Origin of the sequence: Mucilaginibacter metallidurans (assembly GCF_003286435.2) — a bacterium.
In the GTDB taxonomy this organism is placed as follows: domain Bacteria; phylum Bacteroidota; class Bacteroidia; order Sphingobacteriales; family Sphingobacteriaceae; genus Mucilaginibacter; species Mucilaginibacter gossypii.
In genome coordinates this window covers 4,985,573-4,999,115 of sequence record NZ_CP043449.1, presented here as the reverse complement: position 1 = coordinate 4,999,115, position 13,543 = coordinate 4,985,573, and the positions used below count along the sequence as shown (strand labels likewise).

At 41.5% G+C, this 13,543-nt stretch carries 12 protein-coding genes; 8 read left to right on the top strand and 4 right to left on the bottom strand.

The annotated features are described in order from the left end of the window. Positions 1-57: 57 nt before the first annotated feature. The 3 genes from DIU38_RS21120 to uvrA all read right to left on the bottom strand — a co-directional run bounded on the left by DIU38_RS21120 (position 58) and on the right by uvrA (position 4,668). Positions 58-855, bottom strand: coding sequence for a Fic family protein (locus tag DIU38_RS21120; protein ID WP_112651402.1), 798 nt, complete (start codon positions 853-855; stop codon positions 58-60). Positions 856-944: 89 nt separating this feature from the next. Further along, complete coding sequence (locus DIU38_RS21115) at positions 945-1,538, bottom strand: glycoside hydrolase family 19 protein (protein ID WP_112651400.1); 594 nt, start codon at positions 1,536-1,538, stop codon at positions 945-947. 241 nt (positions 1,539-1,779) lie between these two features. After that, positions 1,780-4,668 carry an excinuclease ABC subunit UvrA gene (gene uvrA / locus DIU38_RS21110; RefSeq protein WP_112651398.1) on the bottom strand — a complete coding sequence of 963 codons (2,889 nt, stop codon included), beginning with the start codon at positions 4,666-4,668 and terminating at the stop codon, positions 1,780-1,782. A gap of 508 nt (positions 4,669-5,176) precedes the next feature. Between uvrA and DIU38_RS21105 the strand changes: the two genes are divergently transcribed. From DIU38_RS21105 to DIU38_RS21070, 8 genes are all read left to right on the top strand, one after another. Beyond that, positions 5,177-5,761 carry an RNA polymerase sigma factor gene (locus DIU38_RS21105; RefSeq protein ID WP_090534404.1) on the top strand — a complete coding sequence of 195 codons (585 nt, stop codon included), beginning with the start codon at positions 5,177-5,179 and terminating at the stop codon, positions 5,759-5,761. A 270-nt stretch (positions 5,762-6,031) separates the two neighbouring features. Further along, positions 6,032-6,226: a hypothetical protein gene (locus tag DIU38_RS21100; RefSeq protein ID WP_090534406.1), complete on the top strand. Its 195-nt coding sequence runs from the start codon at positions 6,032-6,034 to the stop codon at positions 6,224-6,226. A gap of 246 nt (positions 6,227-6,472) precedes the next feature. Beyond that, on the top strand, positions 6,473-7,228 hold the full coding sequence (gene nth, locus DIU38_RS21095; RefSeq protein ID WP_112651396.1) for an endonuclease III: 756 nt from the start codon (positions 6,473-6,475) through the stop codon (positions 7,226-7,228). 145 nt (positions 7,229-7,373) lie between these two features. After that, complete coding sequence (gene recA / locus DIU38_RS21090; protein WP_090534412.1) at positions 7,374-8,396, top strand: recombinase RecA; 1,023 nt, start codon at positions 7,374-7,376, stop codon at positions 8,394-8,396. A 184-nt stretch (positions 8,397-8,580) separates the two neighbouring features. Then, on the top strand, positions 8,581-9,696 hold the full coding sequence (gene cfa, locus DIU38_RS21085; protein ID WP_112651394.1) for a cyclopropane fatty acyl phospholipid synthase: 1,116 nt from the start codon (positions 8,581-8,583) through the stop codon (positions 9,694-9,696). A gap of 132 nt (positions 9,697-9,828) precedes the next feature. Continuing rightward, entirely contained in the window at positions 9,829-10,185 is a 357-nt protein-coding gene (locus DIU38_RS21080; protein ID WP_112651392.1) for a Bor/Iss family lipoprotein, read from the top strand. A gap of 6 nt (positions 10,186-10,191) precedes the next feature. Then, positions 10,192-11,700: an FAD-binding protein gene (locus DIU38_RS21075; protein WP_112651390.1), complete on the top strand. Its 1,509-nt coding sequence runs from the start codon at positions 10,192-10,194 to the stop codon at positions 11,698-11,700. 77 nt (positions 11,701-11,777) lie between these two features. Then, the gene (locus DIU38_RS21070; RefSeq protein ID WP_146750324.1) at positions 11,778-13,046 is read left to right on the top strand and encodes a hypothetical protein; all 1,269 of its coding nucleotides are present in this window, start codon (positions 11,778-11,780) and stop codon (positions 13,044-13,046) included. On the opposite strand, the gene DIU38_RS21065 is transcribed toward DIU38_RS21070, so the two are convergent. Further along, positions 13,043-13,522: a DinB family protein gene (locus tag DIU38_RS21065; RefSeq protein ID WP_112651386.1), complete on the bottom strand. Its 480-nt coding sequence runs from the start codon at positions 13,520-13,522 to the stop codon at positions 13,043-13,045. The two genes, DIU38_RS21070 and DIU38_RS21065, sit on opposite strands and share 4 nt — an antisense overlap. Positions 13,523-13,543: the final 21 nt, after the last annotated feature.

Genomic DNA, 13,543 nt, shown 5'->3' with positions numbered 1-13,543 from the left:
TGTGAATGAATAGCTGATTATTACGCGGGGATGATTGATTGCCGGCGATGGCTAAAATTAAAATAGAAAAGTAAATCCATTTCCTTCGGATGGCTTTTTCATTTCTTCAAACTTTTCAATTTCCTGATTGAGCAAAAAAGAATACTCACCTGCCATGAATTCACGAAATACTTCAATATTTTCCTGTTGACGGGTATCAATTAATGCCTGAATATAAGCCGCTTTATTTTCGCTTCGCACAATTGCCAATGGAAGATTATAATATGCCTGAATGTAGTTCATTAATAATCGCGAGGTGCGTCCATTGCCATCATAATAAGGATGTATACTTACGAGATTGAAATGTGCATCAAAGGAAAGATTCAACTGTTCAGCAACAGATAAGGCGGAACCGATGGATTCATTGAGCCTTTTTACCAGGTCGCTCGTCAACCGTTCTACTTTGTCAAAATTCGGGAAATAGGAGATACCTGCAGTGACGTTGCCTTTCCGAAATGCTCCGGTTCGGGAATCCACGGTACCCAGCATAGTATTGTATACTTTGCCGGTATTCTTCATCACCAAAGAATTAATCTCCTTTAAAAGAGAAACGGATAGCGCTTTTTTTGCCCTTGCGTTTTCAATGGTGAAAAGAAGCGCTGCATGATGATCAGTTACCATCAAGCTTTCTTCCAATGGCTTGCCATTGGGCGTGCGCCCTTCGTTTATCAGCACTTGTGTTTCTACCTCTGTCAATGTTGAGCCTTCAATCCGTGTAGAGTGATGGTCAATAGAAATGAGGTTAAACCGGTTGTGGTCAATCACATCGGCTATGCCAAGGTCGTTATATTTCTCTATCAGGTTAACTATTTCCATCGTTTCAACAACGCGAAAATACTTATAAGTTTTTATATAGTGGTTCAGTTGTCTGGCACCGATAAACCTGGCAACTGAATCTAACTTTACTACGCATCAATACCGGTCAATCCCTTATAAAAATGTTTGGCATAACCTGCAATCAGCACATCGTGATCATTTCCGTTAATAATACGGCGGGCGTTGATCCAGTCGGCATGGGTGGTGTCAAAATATTTGCCTAAGCCAACGCCGGTAAACATGCCTTTTGTCATACCTTCAATCATAATATTGGCAGCTATATCTGGTTGAAGCGCCAATTCGGGATGGTTAAGCAGGTCGAGATGTAAATGCTTGCCCATGGCGTCATAGTTCTCGTACCAGGTTAATTGCACAAAGCCGCGGCCATAATAAAGCTGATCGGGCGTTGTATAAGGGATACGGTGACCTGGCCCCCCGCCCATTTTAAATTTTTCGCCATAAGGATGACCTTTGCCCTTGCCAAATTCAGTTATCGGCTGCATAGTACCTGCGCATTCATGGTAAACGGTGCCTAACATGTAGGCTACTTTACGCTGATCGGTAACGCCGGCATCTGCTGCGGCCTTTAAAATGGCTTCGATACCGTCAATCTGGCTTTGTAAAATGTGGCCTTTAAATACAGACGCACGGATAGTGTCATAAAATTCTTTTGTACCTGGCATGATAATGAAATTTAGGTATTAGTAATAAAATTAATTGCTGTAAACGGATGTTTCAGATTAAAAAGGTATGGAAGACTTAGGTAAATATAAATATTCACGTTTGGAATACCAAGGCTGATATTCAAAGAGTTGGGCCGGGATTTTCAGGGCAATTCCGGCATTGGTTGAGAAAGGCCTAAAGTAGGAATATGTTTATAAAGCAAATTTTAAAGTGCCCGTTTTGTTATACGAGCACTTTAAATTAAAACCGCTCTTTCAAAAACTTGCCGGTATAGCTGTCTTTTTGTTTTAATAGTTCTTCAGGAACGCCCTCAAATACTACTTTACCGCCCCGGTCCCCGCCTTCCGGGCCAATATCGATAACCCAGTCGGCACATTTGATCACATCCATGTTGTGTTCAATAACAATAATGGTATTGCCATGATCAAGGAGGGCATCAAATGATTTCAGCAGTTTTTTAATATCGGCAAAATGTAGGCCGGTAGTGGGTTCGTCAAAAATGAAAAGAGTTTTACTAGTATTGTTCCCCTTTACCAGGAATGATGCCAGTTTAATGCGCTGTGCTTCGCCTCCAGATAACGTATTTGACGATTGACCTAAATGCACATACCCTAAACCAACATCAACCAAAGGTTTTATTTTGGCGATGATCTTAGGCTCTTTAGCAAAAAACTCAACAGCTTCATCAATAGTCATGTTCAGGATGTCCGACACATTTTTTTCTTTATACTGGATATCTAAAATATGCTGTTTAAAACGATGACCACCACAAGTTTCGCAGGTAAGGAAGATATCGGCCATAAACTGCATCTCTATCTTAACTTCACCTTCGCCCTGGCAAACATCGCAACGGCCGCCTTCAACGTTAAATGAAAACGCAGATGGTTTCAACCCTGCGGCTTTTGCTGCCGGCTGAGCGGCGTACAGGTTGCGGATCTCGTCCCAGGCTTTAACATAAGTAACCGGGTTTGAGCGCGATGAACGGCCTATTGGGTTTTGGTCAACCAGTTCAACCTGTTCAATTTTGCCATAATCACCATCAATAGCATCGTATGAACCTGTTTGTTCGCCCGAATAATTACCTAATGCTTTTTGAACGGCAGGGGCAAGGATGCGTTTTACCAAACTGGTTTTGCCCGAGCCGGATACGCCCGAAACAACAGTAAGCACGCCTAACGGAAATTTGGTGGTAACGTGTTTCAGGTTGTTTTCGCGCGCGCCCTTTATTTCGATAAAATCATGCCATTTGCGGCGGCTTGCGGGGATAGCTATTTCTTCCCTGCCGCTCAGGTATTTGCCGGTAAGGCTTTTATCGTCTTTTATAATTTCGTTATAAGTACCGGTAAAAATCAGCTCGCCACCATGGGTACCAGCCTCCGGACCAATATCAATAATATGATCGGCAGCTTTCATGATCTCTTCCTCATGCTCAACAACCAATACGGTATTACCCACATCGCGGAGGGATTTTAATACGCTGATCAGCCTTTGGGTATCACGCGGGTGCAAACCGATGCTTGGCTCGTCCAAAACATACACGGAACCTACCAGGCTGCTGCCCAATGACGTAGCGAGGTTGATACGCTGCGACTCACCACCTGATAATGTATTTGATAAACGATTGAGCGTTAAATAGCTCAAGCCCACATCGTTTAAAAAGCTAAGGCGGTTGGTTATTTCCATCAGCAAGCGTTTGCCGATTTTGGCCTCAGTTTCACTGAGTTCAAGCGATTTAAAAAATTCAAAGGCTTTATCCAGCGGCATCAGTACCACATCGGTTATCGACTTTTCATTGATCTTTACGTACGAGGCATCCATTCGTAATCGGCTGCCCTTACATTCCGGGCAGGTAGTTTTGCCCCTGTATCGCGACAGCAAAACACGGTACTGGATCTTATACGTTTGTTCTTCCATTTCCTTGAAAAACTCGTCAAGGCCACGGAAAAACTTATTGCCGGTCCAGAGCAGGCGCTGCTCTTTTTCGGTTAGTTGATTGTATTGACGGTGGATAGGGAAGTCGAACTTTAAGGCATGTCTTACCAGTGCATCGTTCCATTCGCGCATTTTTTCGCCGCGCCAGGGGGCAATGGCCCCCTCATAAATAGATTTGCTTTTATCGGGGATAACCAGGTCTTCATCAATACCGATCACCTTGCCGTAACCTTCGCATTTTTTACAAGCGCCGTACGGATTATTAAAGCTGAAGAAGTTTGGCGTAGGCTCTTCAAACTTCAATCCGTCTAACTCAAAACGGTCGCAAAAAAAGCGCTCATGCTCGGTATCGTTGTCAGGTTGCTGGAAGCGAACAAAACAATCGCCCTTGCCTTCAAAAAAGGCAGTCTGTATAGAGTCGCCTAAGCGGCTAATAGTTTCGTCTTCTTCATTCTTGGTAACGCGGTCAACAACTATGCGTACTACAATTTGCTGATCAATTTCGGTAGTTTCTGCAGCTGCTTTTTTTGTCTTTGTTTTTTTGATCTCGACTGTTGGTTCAGCCGCCATTAAAGGAACGTTCTCTACTGTTTCATCCTCTAATAAAGATTCGATACGCGAAAGTTTGCCATTGTATTCAACACGAACAAAACCTTTTTGCATCAGTACTGCAAGCTCTTCTTTAAGGCTCCGGTTGTTGTGCGGGTGCAATGGAGCAAGAATGGTTACCTGGGTTTCGTTAGGCAATGAAAGCACAAAGTTAACCACATCGGTCACTGAGTCTTTTTTTACGATATTGCCTGATATGGGCGATATCGTTTTACCGATACGTGAAAAAAGCAGTTTTAAATAATCGTAGATCTCGGTTGATGTACCAACGGTTGAACGTGGGTTTGAGGTAATTACTTTTTGCTCAATAGCTATAGCCGGTGCAATGCCTTTAATATAATCAACATCGGGCTTGTTCATACGGCCCAAAAACTGGCGGGCGTATGATGAAAGGCTTTCCACATAGCGGCGCTGACCTTCGGCGTACAAAGTATCGAAAGCGAGCGATGATTTGCCCGAACCCGACATGCCGGTAACTACCACCAGTTTATTTTTGGGAATAGCCACATCAAGGTTTTTAAGGTTGTGCACCCTTGCGCCTTTTATAATAATATGCTTTTGCGGATCTTTTGCTGCTTCTTTACTCATTCTATTGAATTAGTTCATAGTTGATGGTTGATGGATCATAGTAGTATGCTTTGCAGGTTAGTGGCAAAATTTATACCATGAACCATGATCTATTAACCATGAACTTTTTGCGAATGCAAAAATCCTAAAAAATTTAGCAGAATCCAAATGAGTTTTGATTGTTTATTGGATTAAACTACGTGAAATATTGGAGTTTACAGTTTGCTGACTTTTTAAAACTTAATGTTGTTTTAACAACTACTTTTTAAAAAATTTATTTTGGCGAATGATTAAACCTTCGGTATTAAAAATAAGTCTAACGGAAGCGTACCAAATAAATGATGGTTTTACAGGTAATTATGCCGATTAATAGTAAAGTAGGACGCGAAAAAAAAAATTTTATTTGTTTTTTTGCCAATAATTTATTTTATTTGAGCGAACAAATCTTTAACCCCTAAGGAGCACGCTATAGAATATACTTTACTTTAAAAGGTTTTAACTAAAAATTAAGTTTTAAGTAGTACTTTCTATGGATTTTCAATTGAAGAGTGATCAGGATCTAATCCATCTATATGTAGCCGGCGACGAAGCCGGTTTAGTAGAATTGATAAGGCGTTACCAATCAAAAATATATACTTCTATTTACCTGCTGGTAAAAGACGAATACCTTGCTGAAGATATTTTTCAGGATGCATTTATAAAGGTGATTAACACCCTTAAAGCCGGTAAATATAACGAAGAAGGTAAATTTTTGCCCTGGGTAACCCGGATTGCACATAACCTGGTGATTGACCATTTTCGCCGTGAAAAACGTGCGCCTATGATCAGCAATGGCGATGATTTCGATATTTTTGAAGTGCTTGGTAATTATGACGAAAGTACCGAGGACAAGATGGTTAGGGATCAAACCCATAAAGATCTTAAAGCACTGATCCAGCTGCTTCCATCCGAACAAAAGGAGGTGCTTATTATGCGCCACTTTGGCGATATGAGTTTTAAAGAGATTGCCGATATTACCGATGTTAGTATCAATACCGCCCTTGGCCGTATGCGCTATGCCCTTAATAACCTCCGCAAAATGATGCAGAGCAAAGAGCTTAGCCTGAAAAATTAGCTTTTTAGTATAAGAGATTGCCGATAAAAGGTTAGGATATTATTGTTTAGGTTAAACCGGATAATAATATTCTAACCTTATTTTTTGTATAAAATTCTGATATTGTTTCATTAGTTGCTGATATAAAGTTATTTACTGTTGCAATAACGTAATTCATAGCGTCAGGCAGCTAATTTCTTTAAATAAAAATTTCATTTAATTTTCATTTAACAAAATATTATCTTTAAGCCACCGTTATAAACCATATAAAAATTATAGTAAAATAAGCTTATGGATGAAACCTTTACAAAAACGTTAAATGCATTAGCTAACGAAGCTGAAATGAACAGGAATGCACAAGAAAATCTGGACGCCGACGAAGTGATTTTTTACAATTCAATTCGTGCTGATTTGGACCTGCTGATCAGGAAACCTAAAGTGCAAACCATACACCAGATCCTGGATTATTCAAAAAGCTTACGTTAGTATTTATTGCGGATTCCCCCACTGGTTCATAGATCATAATTGTTGAAAAGGTTACCGATGCGAATCGAAAAACCAAAACCCAATAAGTGATTTATGAACCTTTCTATTTTAAGATGGCTTATGATTGATGGATCATAGTTCATGGTTTTTTATTGTTGTGAATATCTATACTTTTGGACAGGATTGCCATTGCGTTAAGCTGGGTGCTTGAACCATGATCCATGAACTATCAACCATGAACTAAAAATGTTAAAAGACGAACGCTATCGCCATTTTGTTGATTATTTTTCTAAAAACCAGCCTAACCCGGTTACTGAGCTGCACTATAATAACCCATTCCAATTATTGGTGGCCGTTATACTTTCGGCACAGTGTACTGATAAACGGATTAACCAGGTAACGCCGGCACTGTTTGAGCGTTTTCCTACTCCGCAAGATCTGGCTGCCGCAACATCCGACGAAGTTTTTGCATACATCCGGTCAGTAAGTTATCCTAATAATAAAGCCAAACATTTGGTAGGCATGGGCAAAATGCTGATGGAAGTTTTTAATGGCGAAATACCTTCGGGGATCGAAAATCTGCAAAAATTACCAGGTGTAGGCCGTAAAACAGCCAATGTGATCGCTTCGGTTATTTTTGAAGAACCGGCCATGGCTGTTGATACACATGTTTTTAGGGTGGCCAACCGCATTGGCTTAACTAATAATGCCCGTACCCCGTTGGCGGTTGAAAAACAGTTGGTCCAAAATATTCCTAAAGAATATATAGGTGTTGCACATCACTGGCTTATATTGCACGGCCGGTATATTTGTTTGGCGCGCAGCCCTAAATGCGATATTTGTCCGCTTACGTGGTTTTGTCGCTATTATGAGCGCAATAATACAGAAGCCGCGCTGCAAAGGCTTGAAGCTGCAAAACTTAAGAAGGCCAAAGAAGCTAAAAAGAAAAAGGCCCTTAATATTATAGATAAGGAGTTGAAGAAGAGAAGTGTGATTAATTAGTTGACTAAGTGGATAGATGACTTAGTGAGTAGTTATTATATTTACTTAATTAATACATTCCAATCAACCACTCGCAAAAAATAAATTACTAAAAAAATTAGTATTTTTAAAAAATGTAATTATATTTGTTGAAGAAATTAATACGATGGCTAACATAGATAAAAATAGCGCTGATAAATTGAAGGCATTACAGCTTACGTTAGATAAGCTGGAAAAATCATACGGTAAAGGTACCATCATGAAATTGGGCGAATCCGTAGTTGAACAAACTGAAGTTATATCAACCGGCTCATTGGGGCTTGATATTGCTTTGGGAGTTAACGGTTTGCCTAAAGGAAGGATCATTGAGATCTACGGGCCTGAATCGTCAGGTAAAACAACTTTGGCTATCCATGCCATTGCCGAATCGCAAAAGAACGGTGGTATTGCCGCCTTTATTGATGCGGAGCACGCTTTCGATCGTTTTTATGCCAAGAAATTAGGCGTGGATGTTGAAAACCTGCTGATCTCCCAGCCTGATAATGGTGAACAGGCACTGGAAATTGCCGATAACCTGATCCGTTCGGGCGCTATTGATATTTTGGTTATCGACTCTGTTGCAGCGTTGGTTCCTAAAGCCGAGATAGAAGGCGAAATGGGCGATTCAAAAATGGGCCTGCATGCACGTTTAATGTCTCAGGCATTACGTAAGCTAACCGGCACTATCAGCAAAACAGGATGCTGCTGTATCTTTATTAACCAGCTGCGCGATAAGATCGGTGTTATGTTTGGTAACCCTGAAACCACTACTGGTGGTAATGCATTGAAATTTTATGCTTCGGTACGTTTGGATGTACGCCGTATCTCCCAAATTAAAGACACCGATGAGGTTTCCGGTAACCGCGTAAAGGTTAAGATCGTTAAGAATAAAGTTGCCCCTCCGTTCCGTGTAGCCGAGTTTGACATCATGTTTGGCGAAGGTATTTCAAAAGCCGGTGAGATCATTGACCTCGGTGTTGAATACAACATTATTAAAAAAGCAGGCTCATGGTTTAGCTATGGCGAAACCCGTTTAGGCCAGGGCCGTGATGCTGTTAAACAACTGATCCTTGATAACCCAGAGCTACAGGAAGAATTGGAAAATAAGATCAAAGAAACGGTAACCGGCGAAAGCATGGAAGAAGTATAATTGGGATTATACTGATCTTTAAAGTGATTTAATGAATATATAAGAAGGCCTCCTGTAAGGGGGCTTTTTTTGTAAAATTGCCGCGGGATTGGCGTAGTGTAACCCGCGGCAGTACTATGTTAGCAATTGTTCCTGTTTTTCCGCAAAAAGAATATCTTTATCACCGCATAAACCGGAAAAAGCTATGGGATCATCAAAAGAGATTGTTACAAATATGTTTGCTTCAGGTGGTATTACCGTGAATGGCAATAACCCATGGGATTTACAGGTACGCAATCCTAAATTGTATGATCGTGTGCTGGCAGGAGGGTCTTTAGGTTTTGGGGAAGCCTACATGGAAGGTTGGTGGGATTGTGAAGCGCTTGACGAATTTTTTTTTCGCGTCCAGTATCACCGGGTTGATAAAATGATCCCGCGCGACTTAAATACGCTTAAATACTTTCTCAAGGCAAAATTTAGTAATCAGCAAACCAAATCAAAGGCAAAAGAAGTTGCACACAAGCATTATGATATTGGCAACGACCTGTTTGAGTTGATGCTTGATAAGCGGATGATATACTCCTGTGCCTATTGGGAAACTGCACAAACATTGGATGAGGCCCAGGAAGCTAAGCTTGATCTGATTTGTCGTAAGTTAAAATTGGAACCAGGCATGAGCTTACTTGATATAGGCTGTGGATGGGGCGGCCTCCTTCAATATGCGGCCGAAAGGTATGGCGTAAAAGGAATAGGCGTAACCCTTTCAGAAGAGCAGGCCATTATTGCAAAGGGGATTAACAAAGATTTACCTGTGGAGATCAGGGTGCAGGATTATCGCGATGTACATGAAAAATTCGACAGGATAGTTTCTGTGGGGATGCTTGAACATGTTGGCTATCGTAATTATCGCATCTTTATGGAAAGGGTGAACGAAAATTTAGCAGATGACGGTATTTGCCTTCTTCATACAATAGGCGGTAATTACTCAACTAAAGTTACCGATCCCTGGATTGCAAAATACATATTTCCGAATGGTATGCTGCCATCTGCAGCACAGCTATCAACAGCATGGCAGGGCTTATTTATTTTGGAAGATTGGCATAACTTCGGCGTATATTACGACCGAACCTGTATGGAGTGGCGTAAAAAATTTGAGCAAAGCTGGCCGCAGCTTAACGTTAAATATGGTGATACATTTTACCGCATGTGGCGCTACTATCTTAGTGCCAGCGCTGCATCCTTCCGCTCAAGAAAAAACCATTTATGGCATATCGTTTTAACTAAACCAAAGCATCTGGGATTGTACAAATCAATAAGATAAGCCCCCTTCTTTTTCATTATCAAATAAATGACGTAAAAGTACGTATTCAATAAACGTGTTTTTACTTAATTGAAAATCAAGTATTTGGATTTACTTTATTGTATTTTAGGAAATTTCCCAAATACTTACAATATGTTGCCATCACGTTTGAACAGGCTCCTGCATTTTTACAGGAAGCTTATCCCTGCTGTTTTAATCTCATTAATGCTGTGCAGTTGTTACACGGCCCGTGTCGAAACAAAGGCGCAGGCTGGGTCAGAGGTATCGCACCAGAATGTAAACTTCTTTTTTTGGGGAGCTATCCAGAGCCCCAAGCGAATCGTTACTCCTATATGTGATTCCCTTGGCTCCAATGGTATGGCCGAAGTTACGGTGAAGAATAATTTCGGTTATTCCTTGCTTACTGTTGTAACCTTAGGTATCTGGAGCCCTGCAAGGGTAGAGTGGAAATGCGGTAAACCTTGCGCCAAAGATGGCGTAATCAAATAAGCGGCTATGAAAGTTATTAAAACAGGAGTCAGCAGTTGGGAAAACCGGCACGAAACTTTTAGCGAGCAAATTAAAGATCTGTATGAATTAGGCAACGAAGACAATCTTGATGCCCTTGAAGGTTATAATGACGCTACCAAAGGGCTTCAAAACCTGATTAAAGAAGCTATTGAGACCGGTACCCCATTACGATCATTGGGCGCTGGCTGGTCGTGGACAAAAATAGCAACGGTTAAAGATGGTGTAATGCTGGATACAAAACCCCTTAACACCAGGTTTACTGTTGCTGATACTGCGGTTAATCCGGCTTACGCTGGGAACAAAGACCACCTGCTTTTTGCACAAAGTGGCAACGGTATTTGGGAGCTCGGCGCATTTTTGAAAAACAGGGGCTTGTCACTCAAAACTTCCGGTGCCAGCAACAGGCAAACTATAGCCGGTGCAGTGAGTACAGGAACTCATGGCTCAGCGTTTGATTTTGGTGCCACACCTGATTTTGTAGTAGGGCTCCATATTGTAGTAAGTCCCGACAGGCACATTTGGCTGGAAAGGGCTTCTGCGCCCGTTGTGGCACAACGGTTTGTTGATCTGCTGCAGACCGAGCTGGTACAGGATGATGAACTTTTCAATGCCGCATTAGTAAGTTTTGGGAGCTTCGGTATTATCCACGGCGTACTAATGGAAACAGAACCCCTGTTTTTATTAGAAACTTATGTACAGCGATTGCCCTACGATACCGAACTGCAGGGTATGATGGCAACACTTGATTTTAGCGATACCGATAAGCTGCCCTGTAGTAATGAGCGCCCTTTCCATTTTTCGGTACTGCTTAATCCGTACGATCTGGATAAAGGGGCATTTGTAACCACTATGTATAAGCGGCCGTATCGTACCAACTATCAGCCCCCGGTTGATAATGCGGCGGGGATCGGTCCGGGAGATGATGCTGCCAGTTTTATAGGTACTATTACGGATGCTGTGCCCGCTTTGGTTCCGGTTGTAGTTACCAAGGTGTTAAATATCAGCATGACAACTAATACTGATCCTCATTTTGGTACGCTGGGCGAAATTTTTAGCAATACTACGTTAAGAGGAAAACTATTGAGCTCTGCCATCGGTTTCCCGGCAGAACTTTCGCCAAGGGTTGCCGATTTGATGTTGAAGATCAATAAAGATATCGGCCCTTTCAGCGGTGTATTTTCATTCAGGTTTGTTAAGCAAACCAAAGCCACATTGGGCTTTACCCGGTTTGTACATACCTGCATTATGGAGTTGGATGCACCGCTATCAGACAAAGCTTATAACTTTTATTCCCAGGTTTGGCTGATGCTTGAGCATGAAAATATCCCCTTTACATTTCATTGGGGCAAAGCCAACGAAATTACCCCGCAACGCATCCAAAGAATGTACGGCGATGCAGCTACCCGGTGGATCAACGCCCGAAAAACCATGCTCAATGCTGATTGTCAAAAAGTTTTTACCAATCAAATTACGCAGCAATGGGGGCTGGCCTAACATATATTAACCGGAGAAACTATACAGCGTGGCTTAAAATCATAGTAAGTGGTCTGCTCTTTTTCTGTTCAGGCTTCTTGCAATCTAAAGCTCAAACCACTACACAGATCATCAATGAGATAAAGGCGATAAACAGCAAAGTGACTAACTATTCTAACAGCACAGGCCATGGGATGCTGATCTCTAATAAAAGCATGAATATCTTCCTGTCCAATAAGGTGAGCTCCTACCTCTCCGGTAATGAAGACCTTTCGTTGTATAAAAATTATGTTAATATCAACGCTGAGGAAGGGATGATCAGCATCAATCATAATTTTCACCAACCGGTTGATAGTGATGATTGGGTACGGTCATTTGTTGTAGCAGGAGCAAGGGTAAATATTGCCAATGCATATTCGGCAAAAAGTGCTAACAGGTATTATGATAATCAACTGGGTTTTACCATTCAAAAAACCTGGATGGGAAAACCGCGAACTTATTACGCAGCCAATGGTGATTTCAAAAAGGAGATGGATGCTGCCCGGGCATTAATAGTAAATACAATCGCTCAAAGTATCAACAAAAAAGCTGAAGAGTTTGAGCAATCTCTTAACGCTTTAAAACAGGAGGAGGTGCCGGGACAAAATCTCAATGAGGTTAAAAGCAAACTCCGGAAAACTTTTTACGCTTCGCTTCGGGCAGATTATTTGCAACAGTTTTCTGAACAGCAATCAGAACTATTGGTAAATACAGGTAGTTATGACCTGATAGCCGATAACTGGACAAGCCTGGGCGTTTACATCCCGGTTATCCCACAAAAATTTATGGTAAGCAATGATGTTAAGGCGCAGGTTAACCGATACTACAATTACCCGCTCGAATTATTTGTAAGTCATACCCGTTTCTGGGAAAGCCCCAAATTGGGCCGGTTCTTTTTAACCTTTGCCAGTAAAGGCTTTGTGAATAACGCGGTACAAAGCGGTTCCTTATTTAGTGCTGATGTAACGGGAGCACAGGGAGCAGATGGGATCAACATCGTCACCATAAATAAAGGTGACCGGTACATAGGCCAATATAAAAACTTTATAACACCCGTTGCGGCAGGTAAGTTAGTGTATATCCCCGGAACCTCGCATGTTGGCATTAGTTTCCGGATTGAAAAAAATTGGGGGACTTATAAGGCGCTCAATTCTATTATCGGCATTCCTATTGTATTGATCGATAAAAAGGGAGTCCCAACCATAAATTTTGAAGCACAACTTTTGCTTCAGGATATGAATAATTCCTTAAAAAACACCCGACTGCCTTACAATAAAACAGCAATCGGGTTAACGGTAGGGATCCCGTTTAGTAAGATTGTATACTAAACAAGCTTACTCATCTCCTCCAAAACCGCTCTTTTCAAAGCCATGATATAACCGGTATGCAAACCATCATGAAATGGCAAAAAACGGATTGCTTCTTCTATATTGCTCAAGGTAACACCATAACGGGTGGTCATCGGTTGATAGTTTGAGAAAATACGTGTCTGGTAATCTTCCTCCATTTTATCAATAGTTGAAATAAGCAGCTCTTTAACCTCAGCAATATCATCGGCATTAATAAAACTTTGCGGCTTTGTTTCGGGACGGTAGGGGGTATAGTACTTGTCATCAACCACAATAGGTACGCCTGCACGTGTATAGCAAATACCTTGTTGTCCGGAAATCATATGCGCCAGGTTCCAGATCAGGTTGTTATTAAACCCCGCTGGGATGTGGTTAAGTTGTTCGGGGCTAAGATCTTTAACAACGTTTAACAGCATCAGGCGCGGTTTTTTGATAACCTCAAATTCTTGTTTCATTTTATATTGGATGGGTTAAGG

Excerpts from the sequence above, each read along its gene's own strand:
- DIU38_RS21120 (WP_112651402.1), bottom strand. The coding sequence starts at position 855 with ATGGAAATAGTTAACCTGATAGAGAAATATAACGACCTTGGCATAGCC.
- DIU38_RS21115 (WP_112651400.1), bottom strand. The coding sequence starts at position 1,538 with ATGCCAGGTACAAAAGAATTTTATGACACTATCCGTGCGTCTGTATTT.
- uvrA (WP_112651398.1), bottom strand. The coding sequence starts at position 4,668 with ATGAGTAAAGAAGCAGCAAAAGATCCGCAAAAGCATATTATTATAAAA.
- DIU38_RS21105 (WP_090534404.1), top strand. The coding sequence starts at position 5,177 with ATGGATTTTCAATTGAAGAGTGATCAGGATCTAATCCATCTATATGTA.
- DIU38_RS21100 (WP_090534406.1), top strand. The coding sequence starts at position 6,032 with ATGGATGAAACCTTTACAAAAACGTTAAATGCATTAGCTAACGAAGCT.
- nth (WP_112651396.1), top strand. The coding sequence starts at position 6,473 with ATGTTAAAAGACGAACGCTATCGCCATTTTGTTGATTATTTTTCTAAA.
- recA (WP_090534412.1), top strand. The coding sequence starts at position 7,374 with ATGGCTAACATAGATAAAAATAGCGCTGATAAATTGAAGGCATTACAG.
- cfa (WP_112651394.1), top strand. The coding sequence starts at position 8,581 with ATGGGATCATCAAAAGAGATTGTTACAAATATGTTTGCTTCAGGTGGT.
- DIU38_RS21080 (WP_112651392.1), top strand. The coding sequence starts at position 9,829 with ATGTTGCCATCACGTTTGAACAGGCTCCTGCATTTTTACAGGAAGCTT.
- DIU38_RS21075 (WP_112651390.1), top strand. The coding sequence starts at position 10,192 with ATGAAAGTTATTAAAACAGGAGTCAGCAGTTGGGAAAACCGGCACGAA.
- DIU38_RS21065 (WP_112651386.1), bottom strand. The coding sequence starts at position 13,522 with ATGAAACAAGAATTTGAGGTTATCAAAAAACCGCGCCTGATGCTGTTA.